This is a genomic window from Curtobacterium sp. MWU13-2055, assembly GCF_023242305.1.
GTDB lineage: Bacteria > Actinomycetota > Actinomycetes > Actinomycetales > Microbacteriaceae > Curtobacterium.
The window spans coordinates 18,982-42,566 of sequence record NZ_JALLIO010000003.1; the positions used below are offsets into that span (position 1 = coordinate 18,982).

At 71.4% G+C, this 23,585-nt stretch carries 21 protein-coding genes and 1 tRNA gene; 12 read left to right on the top strand and 10 right to left on the bottom strand.

Features of this window, described 5'->3' with window-relative positions:
• Positions 1-2: 2 nt before the first annotated feature.
• From M4960_RS07720 to M4960_RS07735, 4 genes are all read left to right on the top strand, one after another.
• A complete protein-coding gene (locus M4960_RS07720) occupies positions 3-1,463 on the top strand; it encodes a CHAD domain-containing protein (RefSeq protein WP_248703945.1) in 1,461 nt (486 codons plus the stop codon).
• A gap of 49 nt (positions 1,464-1,512) precedes the next feature.
• Positions 1,513-1,968: a MaoC/PaaZ C-terminal domain-containing protein gene (locus M4960_RS07725; RefSeq protein ID WP_123293369.1), complete on the top strand. Its 456-nt coding sequence runs from the start codon at positions 1,513-1,515 to the stop codon at positions 1,966-1,968.
• 87 nt (positions 1,969-2,055) lie between these two features.
• Entirely contained in the window at positions 2,056-3,918 is a 1,863-nt protein-coding gene (locus M4960_RS07730; RefSeq protein WP_248703946.1) for a glycoside hydrolase family 2 protein, read from the top strand.
• A gap of 151 nt (positions 3,919-4,069) precedes the next feature.
• Positions 4,070-5,299, top strand: coding sequence for a hypothetical protein (locus M4960_RS07735; protein WP_248703947.1), 1,230 nt, complete (start codon positions 4,070-4,072; stop codon positions 5,297-5,299).
• Positions 5,300-5,329: 30 nt separating this feature from the next.
• On the opposite strand, the gene M4960_RS07740 is transcribed toward M4960_RS07735, so the two are convergent.
• Positions 5,330-6,379: an amidase domain-containing protein gene (locus M4960_RS07740; RefSeq protein WP_248703948.1), complete on the bottom strand. Its 1,050-nt coding sequence runs from the start codon at positions 6,377-6,379 to the stop codon at positions 5,330-5,332.
• Between the two features lie 110 nt (positions 6,380-6,489).
• Between M4960_RS07740 and M4960_RS07745 the strand changes: the two genes are divergently transcribed.
• Positions 6,490-6,873 (top strand): hypothetical protein, encoded by a 384-nt coding sequence (locus M4960_RS07745; protein WP_123293366.1) that lies wholly within the window; start codon positions 6,490-6,492, stop codon positions 6,871-6,873.
• Positions 6,874-6,978: 105 nt separating this feature from the next.
• On the opposite strand, the gene M4960_RS07750 is transcribed toward M4960_RS07745, so the two are convergent.
• From M4960_RS07750 to galU, 5 genes are all read right to left on the bottom strand, one after another.
• Positions 6,979-8,811, bottom strand: coding sequence for a hypothetical protein (locus tag M4960_RS07750; RefSeq protein ID WP_248703949.1), 1,833 nt, complete (start codon positions 8,809-8,811; stop codon positions 6,979-6,981).
• 213 nt (positions 8,812-9,024) lie between these two features.
• Positions 9,025-9,100: transfer RNA gene (locus M4960_RS07755), tRNA-Ala, on the bottom strand.
• A 73-nt stretch (positions 9,101-9,173) separates the two neighbouring features.
• Positions 9,174-10,265, bottom strand: coding sequence for a hypothetical protein (locus M4960_RS07760; protein WP_132099019.1), 1,092 nt, complete (start codon positions 10,263-10,265; stop codon positions 9,174-9,176).
• A gap of 99 nt (positions 10,266-10,364) precedes the next feature.
• The gene (locus tag M4960_RS07765) at positions 10,365-11,024 is read right to left on the bottom strand and encodes a GNAT family N-acetyltransferase (protein WP_111086296.1); all 660 of its coding nucleotides are present in this window, start codon (positions 11,022-11,024) and stop codon (positions 10,365-10,367) included.
• An 87-nt stretch (positions 11,025-11,111) separates the two neighbouring features.
• Entirely contained in the window at positions 11,112-12,002 is an 891-nt protein-coding gene (galU, locus tag M4960_RS07770) for a UTP--glucose-1-phosphate uridylyltransferase GalU (protein ID WP_111086297.1), read from the bottom strand.
• Positions 12,003-12,117: 115 nt separating this feature from the next.
• Here galU and M4960_RS07775 point away from each other — a divergent pair, with 115 nt between their 5' ends.
• The 3 genes from M4960_RS07775 to mscL all read left to right on the top strand — a co-directional run bounded on the left by M4960_RS07775 (position 12,118) and on the right by mscL (position 13,560).
• On the top strand, positions 12,118-12,702 hold the full coding sequence (locus M4960_RS07775; protein WP_123293363.1) for a 5-formyltetrahydrofolate cyclo-ligase: 585 nt from the start codon (positions 12,118-12,120) through the stop codon (positions 12,700-12,702).
• Between the two features lies 1 nt (position 12,703).
• On the top strand, positions 12,704-12,988 hold the full coding sequence (locus M4960_RS07780; protein WP_131921874.1) for an FmdB family zinc ribbon protein: 285 nt from the start codon (positions 12,704-12,706) through the stop codon (positions 12,986-12,988).
• Positions 12,989-13,059: 71 nt separating this feature from the next.
• Positions 13,060-13,560 carry a large conductance mechanosensitive channel protein MscL gene (gene mscL / locus M4960_RS07785; RefSeq protein WP_123293361.1) on the top strand — a complete coding sequence of 167 codons (501 nt, stop codon included), beginning with the start codon at positions 13,060-13,062 and terminating at the stop codon, positions 13,558-13,560.
• An 87-nt stretch (positions 13,561-13,647) separates the two neighbouring features.
• On the opposite strand, the gene M4960_RS07790 is transcribed toward mscL, so the two are convergent.
• Both M4960_RS07790 and M4960_RS07795 read right to left on the bottom strand, forming a co-directional pair.
• Positions 13,648-14,232 carry a CDP-alcohol phosphatidyltransferase family protein gene (locus M4960_RS07790; RefSeq protein WP_248703950.1) on the bottom strand — a complete coding sequence of 195 codons (585 nt, stop codon included), beginning with the start codon at positions 14,230-14,232 and terminating at the stop codon, positions 13,648-13,650.
• Positions 14,233-14,599: 367 nt separating this feature from the next.
• A complete protein-coding gene (locus M4960_RS07795; protein WP_248703951.1) occupies positions 14,600-18,472 on the bottom strand; it encodes an AAA family ATPase in 3,873 nt (1,290 codons plus the stop codon).
• Positions 18,473-18,634: 162 nt separating this feature from the next.
• On the opposite strand from M4960_RS07795, the gene M4960_RS07800 reads away from it, so the two are divergent.
• The 4 genes from M4960_RS07800 to M4960_RS07815 all read left to right on the top strand — a co-directional run bounded on the left by M4960_RS07800 (position 18,635) and on the right by M4960_RS07815 (position 22,518).
• A complete protein-coding gene (locus M4960_RS07800; RefSeq protein WP_111086303.1) occupies positions 18,635-19,507 on the top strand; it encodes a CoA ester lyase in 873 nt (290 codons plus the stop codon).
• Positions 19,508-19,517: 10 nt separating this feature from the next.
• Complete coding sequence (locus M4960_RS07805; RefSeq protein ID WP_111086304.1) at positions 19,518-19,985, top strand: DUF6264 family protein; 468 nt, start codon at positions 19,518-19,520, stop codon at positions 19,983-19,985.
• A 261-nt stretch (positions 19,986-20,246) separates the two neighbouring features.
• On the top strand, positions 20,247-21,494 hold the full coding sequence (locus M4960_RS07810) for an FAD-dependent oxidoreductase (protein ID WP_248703952.1): 1,248 nt from the start codon (positions 20,247-20,249) through the stop codon (positions 21,492-21,494).
• A gap of 145 nt (positions 21,495-21,639) precedes the next feature.
• Complete coding sequence (locus tag M4960_RS07815) at positions 21,640-22,518, top strand: aldo/keto reductase (protein ID WP_248703953.1); 879 nt, start codon at positions 21,640-21,642, stop codon at positions 22,516-22,518.
• A 95-nt stretch (positions 22,519-22,613) separates the two neighbouring features.
• Here M4960_RS07815 and M4960_RS07820 read toward each other — a convergent pair whose 3' ends face one another.
• Together M4960_RS07820 and M4960_RS07825 are read right to left on the bottom strand one after the other, a co-directional pair.
• The gene (locus tag M4960_RS07820) at positions 22,614-23,096 is read right to left on the bottom strand and encodes a hypothetical protein (protein ID WP_123293355.1); all 483 of its coding nucleotides are present in this window, start codon (positions 23,094-23,096) and stop codon (positions 22,614-22,616) included.
• The gene (locus M4960_RS07825) at positions 23,096-23,506 is read right to left on the bottom strand and encodes a hypothetical protein (protein ID WP_123293354.1); all 411 of its coding nucleotides are present in this window, start codon (positions 23,504-23,506) and stop codon (positions 23,096-23,098) included. The genes M4960_RS07820 and M4960_RS07825 overlap by 1 nt, the downstream gene beginning before the upstream one ends.
• Between the last annotated feature and the right edge of the window lie 79 nt (positions 23,507-23,585).

Sequence of the window (23,585 nt, forward strand, 5' to 3'; positions counted from 1 at the left end):
ACATGCCGAGCCAGCACCCCGCCCCCGACACCGCCCGCACCGATCCCCGCCGGAGTTGGCGGATCCCCGACGACCGCCGGTTGCCGGCACTCGAGCCCCTCGCATCCGCCGTCGAACGGCACGAGCCCGTGACACTCCGCGAGACGGTGTGGGACTCCGACGAGCGCGTGCTCGCGGCCGAAGGGGTGACGCTCACCCGCGCCCAGGACGGTTCCTGGAGCCTCGACCACGGCGACGGCCCGGTACCGGTGGGTGCGGACCTCGATCGACCCGGCGGCGAACAGCCCCCGCGTGACGCGGTCGAGGTGTTCCTGCGCGGGCGGGCGGTGGCGACGGTCCGCCTCCGGGACACCACGACGACGCTCGTGACCCTGCGCGGGAAGGACGGTCGGGTCCGAGCCGAGATCGCCGACGTCCGGGTGGACGAAGGCGACCCGGACACCTCCGTGCTGCGGTCCGCACGGTGGTGGGCGCTGTCGGACGACGGGCGGGACGGCACCACGGCACGGGCCGCGGAGCGAGCACTGGACGACGCGGCCACCGAGCCGCCGTCGACCTCGGCGGTCGTGGTCCCGCCCGCCCCCGTGCTCGCCCCGGAGCGGCGCGGCAACCGGGCGAAGCGACCACGTTCGGGCACCGCTGCGGCGTTCGTGCTGCGGGTCCTCGAGTCACTCCGCGCCGACCTCGTCGCGGTCGACCCCCGAGTCCGCGCCGACGACCACGAGTCGGTGCACGACTTCCGGAAGGTGGTCCGTCGGCTGCGGAGCGTGCTCGCGGCGTACCGCGGAGCCCTCGACCGCGAGGCAACCGAGGCACTGCGGGCCGCCCTCGCCGAAGCCGGACGGGTCGCCGGGGTCGCCCGCGATGCCGAGGTCCTGCACGGCGGGCTGTTCCGGTCGGCGGCTCGGGCCCCCGAGGGCTTCGTCGACGCCCCCACGCTGGACCGGATCGGCGAGCAGGCGGCGGCTCTCCGCAGCGCGGCCGCAGCGGAACTCCGCCAGGCGCTGCGCTCGGACGACTGGTTCCGTACCCTCGACGCGCTCGATCAACTGCTGCTCCGCGCCCCGGCCGGACCGCACGCCGACGACGCCGCCGCCGCCTTCGTCGCGAAGCGCATCGACCGCGAGCGCGCTCGGGTCCGACGACTGGTCGACGGTGGCGCGGCGGGTCTCGACGTCCTGCACGAGATCCGGAAGGCGGCACGGCGCCTGCGGTACGCGCTGGAAGCGGCCGGTGACGCCGCCGACCTCGGGAAGTGGCGGCTCAGCCGGCTGCGGCGGGTGCAGGAGACGCTCGGTGACGCCCTCGACGCGGCACACGCGGCAGATGCCTACCGGCGGCTCTCCGGGCCCGCGGCCCGGGACGGCGCCGACACCTTCGGGTACGGGGCGCTGGCGACGGCCGAGCACGCCGTGCTCGAGCGGGGGCTGCGACGTTCGCGGAAGGTGCTCGCCCGACTGTGAGCGCGGCCGGGCGTGAGGCTCGTCGCGCTCCTCTGCGAGAATCGCGGACGTGCCCCACTACCTCGAGGACCTCGCCGCCGGACAGACCTTCACGACCCCGGGTCGCACGATCACCGAGGCGGACGTCGTGTCCTTCGCCTCGTGGACGAACGACAACAACCAGGTGCACACCGACGTCGAGTTCGCCGGCAAGACCCGGTACGGCCAGCGGGTCGTGCACGGGCTGCTCGGCACCTCGCTCTGCCTGGGGCTGATCGCACGGACCGGGGTGTTCGAGGGGTCGGCCGTGGCACTGCTCGGGATCGACCAGTGGCGGTTCACCGCGCCGGTGTTCATCGGGGACACCGTGACCTGCGAGGTCGAGATCCTGTCGACGCGCCTGACGAGCTCCGGCACCACCGGCATCGTCGAGCGGACGGTCTCACTGCGGAACCAGCGCGGCGACGTCGTGCAGCAGGGACGCATGGACGTGATGGTCCTGACGCGCGACGCCGCGATCGCCTGACGTCGCCCCGAGCACCCGCCGGGTTCTCCGGATGGCAATCGTTGCGACGCTCTTTACAACGATGTACCGGCGCGGGAGCATGGACCCATGAGCACGCTCGACGGCACCGTGGCCGCACCTGACACCGCATCCGCTCCCGCACTCCCCCTCGCCTCGCGGCAGGACGGCACGTACCCCCGGCCGCAGATGCTCCGCACCGCCTGGGCCGACCTCGACGGCACGTGGTCCTTCCGGAACGACGGCGACGACACCGCCTGGCGCACCGGGTTCCCCGACGCCCGCGACATCGTCGTGCCGTTCCCGCCCGAGTCCGTCGCCTCGGGCATCGACGAGCCCGGCTTCCACCCGGTGGTCTGGTACTCCCGTGCGATCACCCGCGCCGACCTCGAGGCCGCCGGTCACGGCACCGCCGCACCCCGACTCGTCCTGCACTTCGGCGCCGTCGACTACCGCGCCCGCGTCTGGATCGACGGCCAGTTCGTCGGCGAGCACGAGGGCGGCCACACGCCGTTCTCCTTCGACGTGACCGACGCCCTCGCCACCGACCCCGACGCCGTCCACACCCTGGTCGTCCGCGCAGAGGACGACCCGCACGACCTGACCCAGCCCCGCGGCAAGCAGGACTGGCACGAGGACCCGCACGCCATCTGGTACCGCCGCACCACCGGCATCTGGCAGACCGTGTGGCTCGAAGCCGTGCCGACCGCCTCGATCGAGTACCTGCGTTGGACGAACGTCGACCATGCCACCGTCCGCCTGACCGTCCGGATCGCTGGCGGCCGCACCGGCGGCGAGCGCCTGCGCGTCGTCGCCCGGTGGGACGAGCGTGACGAGCACCTCGCCACCGTCGAGGCCACGCTCGGCGACACCTCGGACGAGTTCGACGTGGTCGTGCCGATCGCGCGCCAGACGAACGGGCAGGCCGAGGACGAACTGCACTGGACCCCGGACGCCCCGCGCCTGGTCGACGCCACGGTCTCGCTCCTCCCCCGTACCGGCACGACGCCGATCGACTCCGTCGCGTCCTACTTCGGGCTCCGCACCGTCGGCGTCGACGGCGGCACCTTCCTGCTGAACGGCCGCAGCTACGACGTCCGCAGTGTCCTGAACCAGGGCTACTGGCCGGACTCGCACATCGCCGCGCCGTCGCGCGGAGCACTGCGCCGCGAGGTCGAGCTCATCAAGGAACTCGGCTTCAACGCGGCCCGCAACCACCAGAAGATCGAGGACCCCCGGTTCCTGTACTGGGCGGACCGGCTCGGCATCCTGGTCTGGGGCGAGGCCCCCGGCGCCTACGCCTTCTCGCCGCGTGCCGTCCAGCGCCTGATGCGCGAGTGGATGGACGCCGTCGAGCGTGATGCATCGCACCCGTCGATCGTCACGTGGGTGCCGGCGAACGAGAGCTGGGGCGTGCAGCACATCAGCACGGATCCGGCGCAGCAGGCCTACGCCCGGTCCCTGGCCGACGTCACGCGGGCGATCGACCCGACGCGTCCGGTGATCTCGAACGACGGGTGGGAGCACACCAACTCCGACATCGTCACGATCCACGACTACGAGGGTGCCGGCGACGCACTCGCCCGCACCTACGCCGACGACGCAGCACGCACGGCGCTGTTCACCCACTTCGGCCCGTCGGACCGCTGGGTGCTCGTGGGTGGCGCGCAGGACCTCGGCCAGCCGGTGATGCTCACCGAGTTCGGTGGCGTGAACTACCAGCCGGGTGCACAGCGCGAGGACGGCTGGGGCTACACCTCGGCCACCGACGGCGACGACTGGGTCACCCGCATCACGGCACTGTACGACGCGATCCGGGCGAGCTCGTTCCTGGCCGGCTCCTGCTACACGCAGCTGACCGACACCATGCAGGAGACGAACGGCCTGCTCAACGCCGACCGCTCCCCGAAGGTCCCGATCGAGCAGATCCGTCGCGCGGTCACCGGTCGCTAGCCGGGAGGCCCGCACTTCGTGAGCAGGAATGGTCGGGTCCGGAAAACGGACCCGACCATTGCTGCTCACGATGCACGCAGGTCGGCGCGCGGCCCGACGCACGGCCGCCCGCTGACGCGGGCACGGGCCCTGGTCTGCGAGGATCGGGCGGGTGACGAGCGTGGCGGAGACGAGCCGGGCCTCCCGGTCGGGGGTGCGCAGCCTGCTGACCGGACCCCGCAGTGCGTGGACCGCGCCCCTGCTCATCTGGGCCGCCTCGCGCCTGGTGAGCACGCTGCTGCTCGCCACCATGTACGTGCTGGCGACCGCGAACGACTGGACGTTCGCGTCGTACCGGCAGGACCCGTCGTTCTTCACGTTCTCCGGATCGTGGGACGCCTCGTTCTACCGGACGATCGCGGAGCACGGGTACCCGGCCACGCTCCCCCTCGACGATGCGGGCCACGTCGCGCCGAACGCCTGGGCGTTCCTGCCGGTGTTCCCGGCCATCGTGCGTGCCGTCATGGCTCTGACGGGTGCGTCGTTCTGGGTCGCGGGAGTGCTCGTCGCGACTATCGCCGGCGCCGGGGCCTGCGTCCTGCTGTACCGGCTCGTGCTCGCGGTGGGCTGCTCGCACCGGGCCCGCTGGGCCACCGCACTGTTCGCGTTCGCGCCGACCGGGTTCCTGCTGCAGGTCGCCTACGCCGAGAGCCTGCTGCTCGTGCTGCTGTTCGGAGCGCTGCTGGCGCTGGTCCGACGGCGGTACTGGCTGATCGCGCCGCTCGGGGTGGTCGCGGCGTTCACGAAACCCGGGGTCCTCGCGTTGGCCGTGGCGCTGGCCGTGCACCTGGTCGTCCGGTGGGTCGGGTCCCGCCGGTCTGCTCGACCTGCCGAGGTGTTCCCGTGGCGTGACCGCATCGCGATCGTGGTCTCCGGCCTCGTCGTCGCGGCGGCGGGTCTGGCGTGGCCGGTGATCGCCTCGGCGGTGACCGGGCGGCCGAACGCCTACCTGGACACCGAACTGTCGTGGTGGGTGGGGTTCGTCGGGCGACAGCACTTCGCCCCGTTGACGCCGTGGTTCACGATGGCATCGACGTGGCTCGGACTGCTCGGCATCGTGCTCGTCGTCGCGGTGCTCGTCGGCGCGGTGTGGTTCTTCTCTCGCAGGAGTACCCGGGCCCTCGGACCGGACGTGCTCGCGTTCACGGCGTCGTACGGGCTGTACCTGGTCGCGGTGTTCCTGCCGCAGCAGTCGTTGCCGCGGCTGCTCATGCCGATGGCGCCGTTGCTCGGGTCGGACGTGTTCGTGCGGACGCGGCGGCGAGCGGTGACGTGGCTCGTGGTCGGGGTGTGCCTGCAGCCGGTCGCGATCGTGCTGCTCTGGTTCCTCGGGTACCCCTGAGCGGCGGGCCGATGCTGCCGGCCTGTCGGCCTACGCGTCGAAGGTGTGGAACCAGGCGCTTCCGCCCGGGTGCTGCACCGTGATCATCTCGTCGAGGTCGCGGTACGGGCCGTCCTGGTTGTGGCTCGCCGACTTGATGCGGATGGTGCCGTCCGACTCGGTGAAGACCTCGGACACGATGGTGGTGTGGTCCGGCGATCCGTTCGCGTTCCAGTCGTAGAAGACGATGTCGCCGACCTTGACCTTGTCGCGCTCGTCCGAGGAGCGCCGGGTGAGCCCGAACTCCGCAGCGTTCGTCTCGAGCCACGGGTCCATCGTCGGGCAGTACGTCCACGTGGCGCTGTGCTCGGCACCGGCTGCGCGGTTGTACCAGTCGGAGCGCTGCTCCCAGCCGCGGGCGATGAGCGTCTGGCTGACGTAGTTCGCGCAGTCGCCGCCGATCGGGTTCATGGTGCCGTACTCGGACAGGTTGTAGTCCTTCCAGTGCGCCATCGCGTACTGGAGCTGCCGGTCGACGTCGGTCAACGCGGCGTAGGCCATCGACGACGTCGCCACCGCGGTGGACGCATCGGGCACCGGCGCTGCCGTGGGGGTCGGCGTCGCAGTGGCCGAGTCCTGCGTCGCGCCGGTCTGCCCGTCGTTCGCGGCGCTGCCGTTGCCGTCGGACGACTGGTTGGCGGACGGGGTCGGCTCGATCGACTCGGTGAAGAGCGCGACGGCGGCGTCACCGGCGGTGTACATCGCCTGGTGTGGAGCCGTGAAGGTGACCTTCGACTCGGTGGCCGTGACGTCGCGGGCAGCGACCCCGCCGACGGTGACGCCCTTGACCGCGGCGAGACCGGTGCCCGCGACGGTGACCGTGACGCCGCCGACGAGCGGGACCTGCGCCGGGGTCAGGGACTTCGCGGCGGGCTTCGGGGTGGTCGTGCTCGTGCCGCCCTCGGCGTTGTCGTCCTTGCCGCTGCTGCTGTTCTTCTTGCCGGCATCGTCGCTGCCGGACGAGCACGCGGCGACCGCGAGCCCGATCCCGGCGACACCGGCGAGGGACAGGAGTGCGCGGCGGTTCATCGAGGCAGTCATGACACAGCCAGCGTAGGCGACGCACCTGACGTTCCGACACGGCATGATCGTCTCCGGGGGGCGAGCGTCCTCCGCGTCCGCACGGACGCGTTCGAGAGGATCAGCAGACCATGCCCGAGAGCCACGACTTCTTCGTCGCCACCGACCCCGAGACCGCTCGCGGTCAGGTCCGACTCGCCCTCAGCCGCGAGGGCTACACGGTGGACGACGCCGAACAGGGCGCGCTCCGGGCCACCCGCGGCAGCATGGGCCTGACGCTCCTCATCGGCGGTCTCGCGAACGACCGCACCTTCCACACCCGGCTCGACGTGCAGATCATGGTCACCGCGGACGGCCGCACCGTCGCTCGACTGCTGCGCGGCTCCGGCAAGTCCGCGATCAAGGGCGGGGCGATCGGGATCTCGCGCGGCAACCGCGCGTTCGAGCAGGCCGCGAACGCGATCCACACGTCCTTCGCGCAGGCGGGCGTCCTGACGGACAGCTTCGCGAGCTGACGCGGTCGCGTCGCCGGCGCGCGGGCGCGGACCGGTCCGCACCCGTTCTCCGACAGGACACCCGACGAACGACTCGTGGATCGTCGCGAACCGCGTGCGGCCTCGTCAGGAGCAGGACCAGTTGCGGTCGATCTCCGTCGAGCCGAACGGCGTCTTGTACTGCGTCATCGCGATCGGGCCACCGAGCAGCCGTGCGCCGGAGCATGCTGCCTGCGCCTGGTCGAGACGGCCGTCGCCGATCGCGATCCAGCTCGGCAGGGTGTTCTTGCGCAGCGTGCTCGTCGCGGGGACCGTGCCGACGATGGTCCGGAACTGGTACGCCGTGGAGTAGACACCGACCTGGGTGACGCCGGCGTCCTGCAGCCCGGCGAGCATCCCCTCGAGCGCCGCGAGGTTCTGCGTCGTGTCGCTCAGGTGGGACAGGCCCGTCTCGACGTCGAGCCACCAGCGGTACTGCCCAGGGTTCGTGATCCCCCGGCTGGCCGCGTCGTCGTAGGCGCGGGCGTACCCGTACATGAACGAGCACGCGCGGGTGGTCGCCGGCTTGCCGTTCACCGCCGCGCAGGTGCCGTAGGTGTTGCGGGTCACGGTGTGCCCGGCCGGGTACACGTTCGACGTCGGCCACACCGACGCTGCGCCTGCCCCGGGGTTGGCGAACAGCGCGTACACCTGCGTCTTCGGCTGCGCGGTGCCACCCGCCGACGCCGCCGCCCAGGACAGCTGCTGCTGCAGGCACGGGTTCGTGGTGTTGCCGAGGCTCGAGTTCACCCCGACGATGCCGAACGACTGGTCGGTCGGCACGCTCTTGCCGCACTGCGGGTACGAGACGTCCACGCCCGTCCCCGACCCGCTGTTGCCGTTGAGGAAGTACCCCACGACGTCGACGTACACGGTGGCCCTGCCCGCGGACACCTTCGCCTGCACCTGCCCACCGGACGCCAGCGGCGCGATGAGCGCGTTGCCGATCGTCTGCCCCTTGGCGTAGATCTGCGTGGGCACGCTCGAGGCGAGCCCCGCACCGACGACGCGGAGCGATCCCCCGACGCTGCCGCCGCCGACCTTGGCGTTGATGACGGCCGCGGTCGCGTTGCGCGGGACACCCGCGGTGCCGGCGACGGTGACCTTCGTCGCGGTGGTGCCCGCTGCGACGGTCGCGGCGCGGACTGGGTGTGCTGACACGAACACGGATCCGTTGGCGTTCGGTGCGTAGTACCCGACGACGTCGGCGAGCACGCGCGCGGACCCGGAGGAGACCTTGGCCTGGACGGCACCGCCGGACAGCCGGACCGTCGTCGTGTTCGCGACGGTGGTGCCCTTGGAGTACATGAGCGAGACGACGCCGGCGTTGTTGCCGTACGGGGTGAGGCGCAGCCGGCCGCTCGTCGCGGGACGGGACACGTCGGCCTGCAGCACGACGGCGGTGGCGTTCGACGGCACGCCCGCCTTGCCCGCGACGACGATGCGCTTGGCGCCGGTGGTGACGGTGCCGTTCAGCACGTTCGTCGGCGCGAGCGGCGTGTAGGTCGACCCGGTGGCGCTGGTGCCGTACCAACCGGCGACGTCGAGGGCGACGGTCGCCTTGCCGGCCGAGACCTTCACCTGGGCCTTGCCGCTGGTGAGTCCGACCGTGGTGGTGCCGGAGATCGGTTGCGCCCTGGCGAAGTTCTGGATGGCGGGGCTGGCGGTGCTGCCGAACGGGGCGACGCTCACGTACGCCGCCGCGCTCGGGGAGGTCACGGTCGCGGTCAGCACGACCGCGGTCGCGTTCGACGGGATGCCGTTGCGGCCAGCGAACGTGACGGTCGTCAGCTTGCTCGTCGCGGTGCCGGACCAGGCTCGCGCGGGTGCCACGGGCGTGAACCGACCAGTGGTCGGCGCTGCGGCCGATGCCGGTGCCACCGGGGCGACCACGAGCAGCCCGGCAGTGACGGCGAGCACCGTCCCGATCGATGCGATGGCAGTCCTGAAGCGCAACGTGTTCCCCCGTTCCCCGCGCCCCCTTGGCGCACCGGGAGTCTAGAACGATGCGCTCAGCAACACACCACCCCTGTTCGCGAACTGTGCACGACGACACAGTGACGCGAGCCTGTGGAACACACCGAACGCAGAACGGCTCGGAACCTGTCGGTTCCGGGCCGTTCTGCATTGCCTTGGTGGAGCTAAGGGGATTCGAACCCCTGACCTTCTCATTGCGAACGAGACGCGCTACCAACTGCGCCATAGCCCCAAGTGCTCGACCACACTAGCACCACCGTTCGGCCGATCCGAAATCGTGGACAGCCGGTCGGGCGAGCCGCGACTCAGACCGCGCGGCGCCGACGCATGATCGCGTCGAGGTCGGCCTGCTGGTACGCGTCGTCGTCCAGGACACCCATGCCGGCCCACTTGCTCGGCGGACCCGTCGGCGCGGTCGGCTCGTCCGGCGTCTCGGCGACGAGCTCCGGTACTGCGGGAGCACGCAGCCCCAGCCGCTCCGCGAGACGCCCCTGGTCGTGGGCGGACAGCGACGCGGCAGCGTCCTCGAGCTCGGGCCGCATGCGTGACACCCGGGCGAGCGACGGGTCGGCCTCGCCCGCACGGATGGCTGCGGCTTCGGCGTCCGCCTCGGCCTTGGCCTCGGCGACGCGCTCCTTGAGTCGCGCGGCGAGCTCGGCGGACGACTCCGGCGACGCAGCGGGCGCTGTCGGTCGCTCCACGTACAGCGGCTTCGGCACCCGGTTCGGGGTCCAGCTGCGGTCCTGCGCGGGTTCTGCGGACTGCTCGGTCGTCAGCGGCGGTGCCGGGTCCGTCCACGTGCTCGCAGGCCGGGAGGCACGGGTCGCGCCCGCCTCGGCCGCCGCGACACGGGTCTTCCGTGCCGTCGCCACCTGGTGGAGCTGGGCCAGGACGGCTGCGGACCCACCCGCGGCGAGGAGCCCCGCGACACCGACGAGCCACAGGGCGGGCGCTGCGACGAAGACGACGAGCGCGACGACGACGCCGAGCGTACCGAACAGGGTGGCTCCGAGCCGGGAGCGTCGCATGCGCATCGCGGTCAGTGCGGGCACCGACGACGCACGCTCGAGGACGGGGGCCTGCTCGGCGAGCCGGCGGGTGATCTCGCGCTGGCGTGCGGCCTCGTGGGCACGGACGATGGCGGTTCGCTTGGCCTCTTCGGACCGGGCGACGCGCTGCGCCTCGGCCAGGGACTTCGCGTTCATCTCGACACGGACCTCGTCGGGCAGTTCAGCGGTCTGCGCCAGGATCCGCAGGGTCTGCTGCAGTCGGATCGCGTTGCGTTCGGTGGCCAGGTACTGGCGTCGGGCAGCCCACGACGGCATCAGGTAGACGAGCCAGAGGACGGCCGCGACGAGCAGGACGATGCCGCCACCCCACGAGCCGATTCCTGCCATGGGGACACGGTAGGGGCGGGGGTATCCCCGTCGCGTGATTGCGGAACGCGTGTTGCGCGTGTCGCGGCGGAATCCGTGGGACGTGCCACGGGCCTCCCGTCAGAGACGCGGCGTGGTGGTGATCGGCAGCGCCGCTTCGTCACGGGCCGCGAGCGGCACGGCACCGAGGCCGGGCGGCACCTGCCCGCGGACCCAGCGCTCGAGGACGCCCTCACGGACCTCTTCGGCGACGAGCGCGAAGCAGAAGTGGTCGCGCCAGTCGCCGTTGATGTGGATGTACCGGCGGCGCAGGCCTTCGTACCGGAACCCGAGCTTCTCGACGACGCGGAGCGACGGGGCGTTCTCGGGCCGGATGCAGATCTCGATGCGGTGCACGCCGACGGCGCGGAAGCAGTGGTCGACGGCCAGGGCGACCGAGATCGGCGTCACGTTGTGTCCGGCGGCGTCCTCGACGACCCAGTAGCCGATCGAGGCGCTGGCCAGGGATCCGTAGGTGATGCCGGAGACGTTCAGCTGCCCGACGAACCGGCCGTCGAGTTCCATCGCGAACGGCAGTCCGAGTCCCGCGCGGGCGTTGGCCTGGAGCGCGCGGATGCTGCCGCGGACGTCGGTGGAGACGTGTCCTGAGGGGTTCGTGGCCTCCCAGGTGCGGAGCCACGAACGGTTGGACGCCAGCGCGAGGTCGAGGTCGCGCGTGTCACGGAGCCGGAGGGGCCGGATGGTGACCCGCCCGTGGGACAGGGTCGGGATCGTCGTCATCGCTTGGTTCCTCCGGGATCCCGCCGCTGTGCGGGACGGGGTGTCCCGCCCGGGTCCGTGTGCACGGTCCCGGGCGGGATGGCCGACTCATTCGCCCGCGTTGAACTCCTTCAGCCACGACTTGAGGTCGGGGCCGAGGTCTTCGCGGTCCGAGGCGAGCTGCACGATCGCCTTGATGTAGTCGAGTTTGTCACCGGTGTCGTACCGGCGTCCACGGAACACGACGCCGTACACGCCGCCGGTCCACTCCTCGGCGCTCGCCATCTTCATGAGCGCGTCGGTGAGCTGGATCTCGCCGCCCTTGCCGGGCTCCTGCTTCTCGAGGACGTCGAAGACCTCGGGGCGGATGACGTAGCGGCCGATGATGGCCAGGTTCGAGGGCGCCTCGCCCTGCGGGGGCTTCTCGACGAGCCCGGTGATCTTCACGACGTCGTCGGTGTCGGTCGGCTCGACCGTGGCGATGCCGTACAGGTGGGTCTGCGACTCGGGGACCTCGAGCAGCGCCACGATCGTGGCGTTCTTCTCGCCCTGGACCTCGATCATGCGCTTGAGCAGCGGGTCGCGGGCGTCGATGATGTCGTCGCCGAGGAGCACGGCGAACGGCTCGCGGCCGACGTGCATCTTCGCGCGGAGCACCGCGTGGCCGAGGCCGAGCGGGTCGCCCTGACGCACGTAGTGCATGTCGGCGAGGTCCGTCGACTGGTTGACCTTCTGCAGCTTCTCGTGGTCACCCTTCTTCTTCAGGGTCTCCTCGAGCTCCGACACGTGGTCGAAGTGGTTCTCGAGTGCGTTCTTGTTGCGGCCCGTGATCATCAGGACGTCGGTGAGTCCTGCGTCGACAGCCTCTTCCACCACGTACTGGATGGCTGGCTTGTCGACGACGGGGAGCATCTCCTTCGGCATCGCCTTGGTCGCGGGGAGGAAGCGAGTGCCCAGCCCTGCCGCTGGGATCACCGCCTTGGAAATCTGGAAGCCCATGCCCCAGACCGTATCCGATCCGGGTTTCCGGGGCATGTCATCGCTACTGGGGACACGGCATCAGCGCGTTTCCCGGCGGGAAGCCGCAACGGATGCGCTCGGTAGACTCCTGCGCATGATCGCTGATCTCGGGAACGAGAAGCGCGCCCTGCGAGCCGAACTCCGGCAGCGGCGGCGCACCCGGACCACGACGGAACGCGACGCGGACAGTGCGGCGCTCACCGCGACCCTGCAGCGCTTCGCCGAGGAGCGCCAGGTCACCTCGCTGGCGCTCTACCTGTCGGCGTCGGACGAGCCGAACGTCCGGCCGTTCCTGAACTGGGCGTTCGCGCACGACATCCGGGTGCTCCTGCCGGTCACGCGCGAGGACGGCCTGCTCGACTGGGCGGTCGGCGACGGTGAGAGCGAGACCGAGGGCATCTTCGGCATGCCCGAGGTCGTCGGCGAGGTCCTGTCCCCGATCGCCATCAATGACGTCGACGCGATCCTCGCCCCCGCGGCTGCGGTCGGGCACGACGGCGTCCGGATGGGATGGGGTCGCGGCTACTACGACAAGACCCTCGGGTCCATGGCGAAGCGCCCGCCCGTCTATGCTGTGATCTTCGACGCGGAGTACCTCGACGAGGTCCCGCGCGAACCCCACGACGAACCCGTGGACGGCATCATCACGCCGTCGCGCATCATCACGTTCCGGAGCTGACGTGCCCACCTACTCGTACCGTTGCACCGAGTGCGACAACGCGTTCGACATCAAGCAGTCGTTCTCCGACGCCACCCTGACCGAGTGCCCGGTGTGCGGCGGTGTCCTGCGCAAGGTGTTCTCCCCCGTCGGCGTGACGTTCAACGGCGGCGGCTTCTACCGCACCGACTCCCGCCCGGCGCCGAAGTCCGAGGGCTCGTCGAGCACGCCGGCCAAGTCGGAGACGAAGTCCGCCCCGGCGAAGACCGAGTCGAAGCCGAGCACGCCGAAGCCCAGCGCCTCCTGACCACGAGCACTCCTCGCCGATAGGTTGATGGGGTCGCCGTCCGGCGACTGTCCTCGACCGGAAGGAGTCCCGTGAAGGGCTTCAAGGAGTTCCTGCTCCGCGGCAACGTCATCGACCTGGCCGTCGCAGTCGTCATCGGTGCTGCGTTCACCGCGATCGTCACCGCGATCGTCACCAGCCTCATCAACCCCCTGATCGGCGCGGTCTTCAACGCGTCGAGCCTCGACAAGGCGCTCGTCTGGTCCATCCCGACGGTGTCCGGCGGAAGCGCGAAGATCCTGTTCGGCGCGATCATCGGCGCGGTCATCAACTTCGTGATCGTCGCCGCCGTCGTGTACTTCGCCCTCGTCGTGCCCGTGAACCACCTGAAGAAGGTGGCGTTCGAGCGCGTCAAGAACGACGAGGAGCAGACCCCGCAGGACGTGCCCCCGACGGACGTCGAGGTACTGCTCGAGATCCGCGACCTGCTCCGCTCCCAGAACGGCGTCTCGACGAGCACGGGGACCGGCGCACACATCGCCCCGAACACCGCTCCCGAGGGACCCGGCATCGGCGGCTCGACGAAGCTCTAGCGCGACCCGGAACCAGGTTCCGGACACGACACCACGGAGATCCGCGGTGCTGTGTCCGGAACCTGGTTTCGTTCGGGGGGGGGGACGTCAGGCGACGGGCACGCGGCGGCGCTTGGCAAACATCGCCGTCGCGTACTGGATGCCCGCCAGAACGTGGCCCACGGTGCCGAGGTAGACGAAGACCAGTGCGACGACCCGCACCCACGGCGCGTTCTCGTCGACGGCGTGCACGGCCGAGAACAGCAGCACCGGCAGCCCGACGAAGAGCAGCGCGGAGCGGATCTTGCCGGTCCACGTGACGTCGAGGTCCGGGTTTCCGTGGAACAGCACGCTGGAGAGCACCACGAGCACCAGGTCGACGAGCACGACGACGGCGACGACCCACCACGGCAGCAGGCCGGTCAGCACGAGCGACAGCACGATCGCGATGATGGCGAGTCGGTCGGCGACGGGGTCGATCGCCTTGCCGAGCTTCGAGCCCTGGTCGAACTTGCGCGCGATGAAGCCGTCCGCCCAGTCGCTCACGCCGATGACGACGAGTGCGACCAACGCCCAACCCGGGTGTCCGGCGACGACGAGCCACACGAAGACCGGGATCAGCAGCAGCCGGAACAGCGAGATCAGGTTCGGCCAGGTCTGCCAGTCGGGGCGCTCCCGCACGGTGTCAGTCATCGCAGGCCAGGCTACCTGCTACCAGTGGGGCGGGACGTCCGCCCGGAGACGGACATCGTTCTCGCCGGATCCGTGCCGCGCCGGCTCCGGCGCGGGGGTGGGGTCTGAACCCGGCACCGGCTGGGTGGTGACGCGTCTGCGGCGCCGCACCGGGCCTCCCGACAGGTCGTCCGTGTCGCGTTCCGGAGACGCTGACCGGACGGGAGGCGCGGCTGACGACGCGTCGTCGGCTCGCGTCCACGTGCCCACCAGCTGGTCCGTCTCCGGCGTCACCGGACCGGCGGGCCGGGAGGCGCGCCGACTCGGCCGGTCGGTCATCGGCGTGCGGGGCCGATGGCGGGCACGCGGGGATCGAGATCCTGCGTGTTCACCGGCGGGCGGGGATCGGCGGGATCGAGATCTCCTGCGTGACGCCACGGTCGACACCGAGCACGGCGGCGACCGTGTTCGCGACGCGGTCCGGGTCGGAGAACAGCTGGAACGCGTGCACGCGGACGTAGTGCCAGCCGAGTCGGCGCAGGACCTCCGGGCGGAGGCGGAGTGACTCGCGCAGCGATCCCCTGACCAGCGACGCGTCGGTCTCGATCGTGACGCAGACCCCGCCGTGCGCGGCCACCAGCCCGAGCTTGCCACGGTGTCCGAGCGCGACCGGGATGCCGCGCATCTCGAGTCGGCGGGCCAGGTCGACGAGCAGCGGGTCGGAGTCGTCCGGCACGTACTCGGCGGTGGTGCGCGCACGCACCTCGGCCAGGATCTCGGCGAGGGCGACGGTGCCGTGGCCCATGCGCTCGGCCTCGATGTCGGACGGCTGGAAGCACGTCACGATCACCATCGAGCGGCGCGCACGGGTCATCGCGACCGCGAGCAGCCGCTCGCCGCCGGGCTTGCCGAGCGGACCGAAGTCCCGCAGGACGCGGCCGTGTGGGGTGCGGCCGTAGCCGATGGAGAACACGACGCGGTCGCGGCTCTGCGCCACCGACTGCTCGAGTGTCGCCACGATGAACGGCTCGGCGCGGTCGCCGATGACGAACTCGGTCAGGTCCTTGTGCCCCTGCGCCGCGGTCAGCACGGCCTGCTCGACGCGCACGGCGTGCTTCGCCGAGGCGGTGATGACCATGAGCGACTCGGACGGGCGGGTGCGGGCGTGGTCGATGACGAGGCGGACGACGCGGTCCACCTCGGCGTCGACGCTCTCGACGGCACCGGACTCGGGGTCCGGCACGGCCTTGCCGTCGCTGACGTAGTCGAGCGCGATCGAGCCGTGCCCGAGGAACGAGCCGGCCCACGGCAGCGACTCGATCTTGCCGCCGTAGAAGCGACGGTTCACGAGTTCGGCCAGGTCCTCGCCGCCGGCGCGGTACGACCGCGAGAGCGACAGGGTCGGCAGCAGCGTGGAGAGCTTCGCCAGGGCGGAGTCGGCGTGGAAGGCGTCGAGGGTGCCCTCGTCGACCTGCAGCGCACGGTGCTCGGGGTCGACGGCGATGCGGAACGGCGACGGCGTCTGCGTGACCGGGTCACCGAAGACGACGGTCTGGCGCGCACGGCGGACGGCTCCGACGGTCTCGGCGATGGTCACGGCGCCGGCGTCGACCAGGATCACGGTGTCGAACGGCATCGTGTCGGCGATCTGCGACACCTCGTACGGGCTCGCGAGCCACACGGGCGCGATCGACCGGGACAGGTGCGGTGCGGAGTCCTGGAGCAGCCGCGAGGTGATCGCACCCTCGCGCAGCTGGGTCTTCAGCGCCGTGGCCTCTTCCGGCCAGTCGACGAGTCCGACCTTCCAGTTCTCGGCGAGCTGCCACGCCAGGCCCTGGGAGACGCCGGCCGCGTGGGCGTCGTCGACGAGGCGGAAGTCGGCCTCGACCCGGTCGAGCATGTCGGTGTTCGCGCCGAGCAGTGCCCGGTCGGACTCGAGCATGGTCTCGAGGGCGGACTGCCACCAGGCGAGCTCGAGCTCGGCCGGTACCTGCAGGTCCGGCACGTGCCGGTTCGCCAGGTCGGTGATGAGCGGCTCGAGCTGCAGGTCGCGCAGGGTCTGCATGAGCTCGGTGCGCTCCTGCAGGTTGTGCAGGACGTCGGACTCGGCCGCGAGCTCGGCGATGGTGGGGACGAGCTGGTCGACCGGGGTGTTCGCGAGCTGACGATCGCGCTCGGTCCGGCCGAGCGGCTCGTCGAGGCGCGCGAGGTCCTCGGCGACGTTCGAGAACAGCACCTGCACGTCTGCGATGCCCGTGGGCACCTCGGGGTTCACGCCGGCCGCGACGTAGCGCTGCCACAGCACGCGCTGCTGCTGCACCCGGGTCAGGGCCTCGTGCAGGTCGGAGACGTGCACGCCGGGGCGGACGTACTCACGAGCGAGCTTCTTCAGGCGACGACGGTTCGTCGACGACATCGGAGCGCCCTCGCCACGCGGGGCGGTGGCAGCGACGAGCTCGGACACCGAGCGATCGAAGACCACCGGCAGGAAGCGGTCGAGGGTGTCACGGATCTCGGTGAGCAGGCGCAGGTAGATGCCGAGCTCGTTGATCGTCGTGAACTGGCGCATGTGCGTCGAGCTCACCAGGTCGTGCGCCCGGCGGAGCAGCGTCGGCAGCCCGTCGGAGTCGAGGTCCTTCGCGATGCGGTGGGCGCGCTGGGCACCGTCGCTGGTGGAGAACTTCGCGCCGTACCAGGGCGAGTCGTCGGGGCCGTAGCGGAACTCACCGAGGTTGGCCGCGCTGACCATCGTCTCGGCGACGCGCGAACGCCCCTCGACCATGGACGCCACGGACTGCTTCGACAGCCGCGCGGTCGTCGACGGCGAGACCGGCAGGAGCGACAGGCGCGAGAGCTCGACCAGGCAGTCGAGCACCGAGACGCCGAAGTCGGCGTCCTTGCGGGTGAGCGAACCGCGGTAGTCCTTCAGGACCTTGCGGAGCCGGACCAGGGCGTCGTCGACCTCACGCAGGTTCGGACGGGCCGCCTTCTCGTTCCGGGCGATCGCACGGACGACGTCACGGCGCAGGGTCGACGGTGTGACCGCGACGCCGGGCAGCTGGACCTCGCCGAAGCGCGCCGCGATGCCCCGCAGGGTCGCACGGCGCGGGCTCACCACGAGGACGCGCTTGTTCGCGGCGACCAGGCCGCCCAGGGCGTTCACGATCGTCTGGGTGCCACCGGTGCCGGGCAGGGTCTTGACGACGATGGAGTTGCCGGCCGCGATCTGCGCGATCACGTTCTCCTGCTCGTCGTCGGCGTCGAGCAGCAGTGTGTCGGTCTCCGGGCTGCGCTCGTCCGACGGGGTCTGCTCGACCGGGTGGTACGACTGCTCGACCTGCCACTTGGCGCTCGGGTTGCCGGCCAGGGCGTCGAGCACGGGGTGGGACAGGTCGCCGGTGTCCTCGACCAGACCGGTCGCGACCTCGGCGAACGTGGAGACCACGAGCCGGGCGTGCACGGAGAAGCCGGGGATGTGCGCGGTCAGGCCACGCAGGCGGTCGATGACGGGGTTCGGGGTGAACGAGCCGTCCTGCTGCGCGAGCGCCACGAAGGACTGCGCGTCGAGGATGACGCCGAACTGCTCGTGCAGGGCATCGGCGAGACCCGGGTTGAGCACGGGTTCGCCGAGGAGCCGGACCTCGAAGTCACGGCCGTGGCGGCGGATCGCCAGCGGGCGCAGGAGCACCGGGCCGCGGAACTGCTCGTCGCCGTGCTTCCAGTCGGCCATGCCGATGCCGAGCTTCACGGCGTCGATCCCGCGCACGGTGGCGAGCTCGGTGCCCTTCGCCTCGACCTGGCCGGCGGCGACGCGGGCCGCACGGAGCGCCACCTCGTCGCGGATCAGGCTGGACAGCAGGGTGGTCTTGCCGGTGATGAACTGGGCGAGTCCGCCCGGGTGCGTCGTCGACAGCTCGATGCGCGCGCGGGGGTGGTCGCTGAAGTGGGTGAGCGGGCTCGTGCCACCGACGCCGGTCAGCTGGCCGCGCCAGCCGTCCCACGTCGGTTCGGCCGCGTTGCCCGCCTGCAGCCGGGGGTCGCCGAGGCTGATCGCCTGCGGGCTGGTCAGCTGCAGTTCCGGGCGGAGCGTGCGGTCCGGTTCGTCGTCGGTCCGGTCCTCGTCCACGTCCTGCTGCTCGTCTCGGTCGTCTCGCTCGTCGCGGTGGTCGCGCTGACCGCGGTCGTCTCGCTCGTCATCCGGGCGCTCGTGGGCACCCTCGACGGGGACGTCGTCGTTCACGTCGTCCTCACCGTCGGTCACCCTGTCCGCTCGCCACACATCCGACACTGTAGGCGGGAACGAGCGCCCTCTCTGGCAATGAACCGAGGTTTCGGGGTTTCCGACGGACGCACCGCACGTCAGATCTGCGGTGTGACGCGTCGGATCTGCGGTGCAACGCGTCCGATGTGGTACCAACGGGGCATGGCCATCGACGACCGCACCACCCCGTCCGCCCCCACGCCGAACCGGCGTCGATCGGTCCCCGCCGAGATCTCCCGCTCGTGGCTGCTCGTCTCCGGCACCGCGACCGACCGGTTCGAGAAGTCCCAGCGGTCCCGCGCCGACCAGATCATCCTGGACATCGAGGACGCCGTCGACCCCGCCGCCAAGCCCTCGGCACGGCAGGGCGTCGCCGCGTGGCTGGCCGGAGGCGGCGAGGCCTGGGTCCGGATCAACGACGTCACGACCGACTTCTGGGCCGACGACGTCGAAGAACTCCGCGGCCTGCCCGGACTGCAGGGCGTGATGCTCGCGAAGACCGAGTCCCCGGCCCAGGTCACCGACACGTGGCACCGGCTCGGCGGCCAGACCCCGGTGATCGCCCTGGTCGAGTCGGCGCTCGGCATCGAGGAGTCCGTCTCGATCGCGCGGGCCCAGGGCGCGTTCCGGCTGGCGTTCGGCTCCGGCGACTACCGCCGCGACACCGGCACGAGCGCCGACACCCTGGCGATGGCGTACCCGCGGTCGAAGCTCGTCGTCGCCTCGCGCGTCGGCGACCTGCCCGGCCCGATCGACGGCCCGACGGTGGGGTCGTCGCACCCGATCCTGCGCGAGCAGTCCCAGGTCGCGGTGTCGCTCGGCCTGACCGGCAAGCTCTGCCTGGACACCGAGCAGCTGCCCGTCATCAACGAGGTCATCTCCCCCACCCCGACCGACGTCGCCTGGGCGCAGGACTTCCTCGACGACTTCGAGGCCCGCGGCAAGGTCATCCGCGACGGTTCCGACCTGCCCCGCCTGGGTCGGGCGCAGAAGATCCAGCGGCTCGCACAGGCGTTCGGCGTGGAAGCGCGGTAGGACTGCTCCCATGACCTGGTCCAACGTCCCCGGCGGTCCGCCGCAGTCCTCGCCCGGCCCCCAGGACCCGCAGCGCGCGGCCTGGGAGCGCAGCGGCACCACGTTGTTCCCGCCGGCGAAGCTCGCCGACCGGATCTCCACCGTGCTGCTGCTGGCCTTCGGCGCCGTGATGACCATCGTCACCGCCGTCGTCGGCATCATCGCGGTCATCTCGGCGACCGCGACCTGCGATGCCTCGGCCGGGTGCTCGCCCGGCGGGTACATCGGCGGCACGGCCATCGCGGTCGGCGGCGCGTTCGTGATCGGCGTCGCCACGATCGTGCTGGCGATCGGCGCGTGGATCCGTCGGAAGTCGTCGTGGTGGATCGCCGCGGTCGGCTTCGTGCTCGCGATCGCCGTGATCACGTGGGGTGGGGTCGTCTTCGCGAACGCCGCCGACGACGAGACCGCGTCGTCCTCGGTGTCCGCGAGCGCCTAGCCCCGTCGCGCACCGCGCCTCGCCGGACCGACTCCGAACGACACCATCGACGTCGTACGACAACGAGTTCGTCGTTCGTTGCGACCGCCGCCAGTTGCGCGCGCGCAGCGGCGACATCGTCGATGTCGTACGACATCGGGACTGTCGCACCACGTCGCACCGCGTCGCGTCGAGTGGGCAGAGGCGACGGGGCGACGGACGGGAGGCACGTGGCGGACACGGCCACGGGCCTCCCGTCCGACAGGGCGTAGCGTCCACGGCATGGTGACGGTGTCGCGGACGACGGTCGCGGTGGTCGGTGGTGGCCCCGCCGGTGTCGTCCTCGGCCTGCTGCTCGCCCGGGCCGGCATCGCCGTGCGCGTCATCGAACAGCACGACGACTTCAACCGGGACTTCCGGGGCGACACCGTGCACGCCTCGACGATCCGGCTGCTCGACGAGCTCGGCCTCGGCGACCGCTTCCGGGCCCTGCCGCAGTCACGGCTCGACGACTTCTCCCTGCCCATGCCCGACGGGTCACGGCTGCTGCTCGGCGACTTCTCGCGGCTCGATCCCCCGTACGACCACGTGGCGATGGTGCCGCAGTGGGACCTGCTCGACCTGCTCGTGACCGCTGCCCGGCAGGAACCGTCGTTCGACATCGCGATGGGCCGCGCGGCGACCGGGCTCATCGAGGAGAACGGCGTGGTCACCGGGGTCCACCTCCGCCCGCGCGACGGCAGCGGCGAACCGGAGGAGCTCCGCGCCGACGTCGTGATCGCGTGCGACGGACGGAACTCGGTCCTGCGCCGGGCAGCAGGGTTCGTGCCACGGGCGTTCCCGGTGCCGTTCGACACCTGGTGGTTCCGGCTCCCCCGACGGCCGGGCGACGCGGCGAGCGCCCTGACCCCCGCGTTCTCGGGGAAGGACGTGCTGCTGAGCTTCCCCCGGCCTGATTACCACCAGGTCGCGTACTTCGCTCCGAAGGGCTCGGACGCGGCGCTGCGGGCCGAGGGGATCGGCGCCTTCCGGGAGCGGGTGGCGCGGCTCCGTCCGGACTTCGCCGACCGGCTCGACGCGATCGGGTCGATGGACGACGTGCACGTGCTCGACGTCAGGATGGACCGGTTGCGGCGGTGGTGGCGGCCGGGGCTGCTGTGCATCGGCGACGCGGCGCACGCGATGTCGCCCGCGGGTGGGGTGGGGATCAACCTGGCGGTGCAGGACGCCGTGGCGACGGCGGCGATCCTGGTTCCGTCGTTGCGGCACGGGCTCCGAGGTGCGGGGCTGGACGGTGCACTGGCCGCGGTGCAGCGTCGTAGGAGGCCGCCGGCAGTGATCGTCCAGTCGGCGCAGACTGTGCTGCACCGCGTCGTGTTCGAGCGGGCCTTCGCCGGACGGCTGCAGGACGGGCCACCGCTGCTGCCCGTGCTGCTCGCCCGGTACGTGCCGCCGTCGCGGGGTCTCTACGCCCGGGGCATCGCGTTCGGGCCGCTCCCGGAGCACGCGCCGAGCTGGGCGCGGCCCTGAACGGAGCGGGCGCAGTGGACGGGACCGGACGGCGGACGGGAGGCGCGGGGCGGGGCCGCCACGGGCCTCCCGGTCGGCGGGTGGTCACCACCACTGCGCGACGCACCCTGTGCGCGACCGCGCACCTCCGGCGCATGCTGGGGCCATGAAGCAACGAGTCATCGGAGACGTGTCGGTCAGCGCCATCGGTCTGGGCGGGATGCCCATGTCGATCGAGGGGCGCCCCGACGAACGACAGTCCATCGCGACCATCCACGCCGCGCTCGAGAACGGTGTCACGCTCATCGACACCGCCGACGCGTACCACCTGGCCGCCCACGACGAGGTGGGGCACAACGAGGAGCTCATCGCCCGGGCGGTCCGCGAGTTCCACGGCGACACCGAGTCGATCCTCATCGCCACGAAGGGCGGACACCTGCGACCGGAAGCCGGCGCCTGGGCGCAGAACGGCCACCCGGAGTACCTGAAGCAGGCGGCGAAGGCGTCGGCGAAGCGCCTCGGCGTCGAGGCGATCGGCCTGTACCAGTTCCACCGTCCGGACCCCGCGGTCCCGTACGCCGAGTCGGTCGGCGCGCTCGGCGAGCTGCTCGACGAGGGCGTCATCCGGATGGCCGGCATCTCGAACGCAGACCCCGACCAGATCCGGACGGCGAACGAGGTCCTCGACGGACGACTCGCCTCGGTGCAGAACCAGTTCTCGTCGAAGTTCCGGTCGAGCGAGCCGGAACTCGAGCTCTGCGACGAGCTCGGGATCGCGTTCCTGCCGTGGAGCCCGCTCGGTGGCATCGCGAGCGCCGCCGACCTCGGCACCGCCTACGAGGACTTCGCGTACATCGCACGCGACCGTGGCGTGACCCCGCAGGTCATCGCGCTCGCGTGGGAGCTGCAGAAGAGCGACGTGGTCGTCCCGATCCCCGGGGCGTCGCGGCCGCAGTCGATCCTCAACTCGCTGACCGCACCGACCGTGAAGCTGCGGCCGGAGGACGTCGCCCGTCTGGACGCGTCGCAGCCGGCGGCCGTCTGAGGCGGCGTCGTCCTGCCGCTCCACGGCGCATGGCGACGCCCCGCAGTTCCGGTCGGAGCTGCGGGGCGTCGCGGTGTCGGGGCCGGGTGCGGCGACTAGTTGCTCGGGCAGACCGCCGAGACCTCGTTCAGCGAGGACTGCACGTCGGTCTGGGCGTCCTTCGCCTCGGCGGAGTCGCTCGAGCCGCTGGAGGTGAGCGCCGAGGCGTACTCCTTCGCGTCCTCGGTGAAGTCCTCGAAGGCGTCGTGGACGTCGTCGTTGGTGACCTTCGGCAGCGCCGCGTCGAGACGGTCGGTGAACTCGCCGACCAGCTTCGCCCGCGCGGCGGGGTCCGCCGGCGCCGAGGACGACGTCTGCTCGGCGATGAACGACTTGAGCTCGTTCTCGACCAGGGCGCACGCCTCGGTCTTGGTCTGCGCGGCGGCGGCCGACGTCTTCGACGGGGCGGACGTCTTCGACGTCTCCGTCGAGGCGCCGTCGTCGGACGAGCCGCCGTCGCTGGACGAGCCGCCGGAGCAGCCCGCCAGCAGCGCCGCGGCGACGAGCGCCGTGGTCACCGCGGTGAGGGTGCGGCGCATCAGGAGTTGCACTCCTTCTGGAAGGCGTTGCCGGCGTCCTGCACCTTGGTGCTGGACTTCGTGAGCGCCGAGACGTCGGCCGACTGCGGGTCCTTCGCGATGTCCTCGATCTGGTCGACGAGGTCGCCGTAGGCGTCCTCGAAGGCCTCGCCCTTGTCCTGCAGGGCGTCGTCGGACAGGTCGTCGACGCCGTCGGAGATCTTCTCGTCGAGCTCCTTGAGCTTCGTGACGGCGGCGTCCGGGTCGGACTGGAGGTTCGCGGCTTCGGACTGCACGCCCTCGGCGGCGGACTTGACCGTCTTCTCGAACTGGGTGCACTGGTCGGCCTTCGACGGCCCGGTCGAGCAACCGGCGAGCAGGGTGAGCGCGAGGCCGGCGGTGGCGAGCGCGATGAGCTTGTTCTTCGGCATGGTGGAGAGTCCCCCTCGATCGGTCCGCACTCCCCCGGATGAGGTGCAGATCCGTCATCGAGCGTACATGGGGCACTCA

Coding starts and splice junctions, on each gene's coding strand:
- M4960_RS07825 (WP_123293354.1), bottom strand. CDS start 23,506: ATGCCGAAGAACAAGCTCATCGCGCTCGCCACCGCCGGCCTCGCGCTC.
- M4960_RS07760 (WP_132099019.1), bottom strand. CDS start 10,265: ATGGCAGGAATCGGCTCGTGGGGTGGCGGCATCGTCCTGCTCGTCGCG.
- M4960_RS07815 (WP_248703953.1), top strand. CDS start 21,640: ATGAAGCAACGAGTCATCGGAGACGTGTCGGTCAGCGCCATCGGTCTG.
- M4960_RS07805 (WP_111086304.1), top strand. CDS start 19,518: ATGACCTGGTCCAACGTCCCCGGCGGTCCGCCGCAGTCCTCGCCCGGC.
- M4960_RS07720 (WP_248703945.1), top strand. CDS start 3: ATGCCGAGCCAGCACCCCGCCCCCGACACCGCCCGCACCGATCCCCGC.
- M4960_RS07745 (WP_123293366.1), top strand. CDS start 6,490: ATGCCCGAGAGCCACGACTTCTTCGTCGCCACCGACCCCGAGACCGCT.
- galU (WP_111086297.1), bottom strand. CDS start 12,002: ATGGGCTTCCAGATTTCCAAGGCGGTGATCCCAGCGGCAGGGCTGGGC.
- M4960_RS07820 (WP_123293355.1), bottom strand. CDS start 23,096: ATGCGCCGCACCCTCACCGCGGTGACCACGGCGCTCGTCGCCGCGGCG.
- M4960_RS07790 (WP_248703950.1), bottom strand. CDS start 14,232: ATGACTGACACCGTGCGGGAGCGCCCCGACTGGCAGACCTGGCCGAAC.
- M4960_RS07800 (WP_111086303.1), top strand. CDS start 18,635: ATGGCCATCGACGACCGCACCACCCCGTCCGCCCCCACGCCGAACCGG.
- M4960_RS07740 (WP_248703948.1), bottom strand. CDS start 6,379: ATGACTGCCTCGATGAACCGCCGCGCACTCCTGTCCCTCGCCGGTGTC.
- M4960_RS07775 (WP_123293363.1), top strand. CDS start 12,118: ATGATCGCTGATCTCGGGAACGAGAAGCGCGCCCTGCGAGCCGAACTC.
- M4960_RS07765 (WP_111086296.1), bottom strand. CDS start 11,024: ATGACGACGATCCCGACCCTGTCCCACGGGCGGGTCACCATCCGGCCC.
- M4960_RS07810 (WP_248703952.1), top strand. CDS start 20,247: ATGGTGACGGTGTCGCGGACGACGGTCGCGGTGGTCGGTGGTGGCCCC.
- M4960_RS07730 (WP_248703946.1), top strand. CDS start 2,056: ATGAGCACGCTCGACGGCACCGTGGCCGCACCTGACACCGCATCCGCT.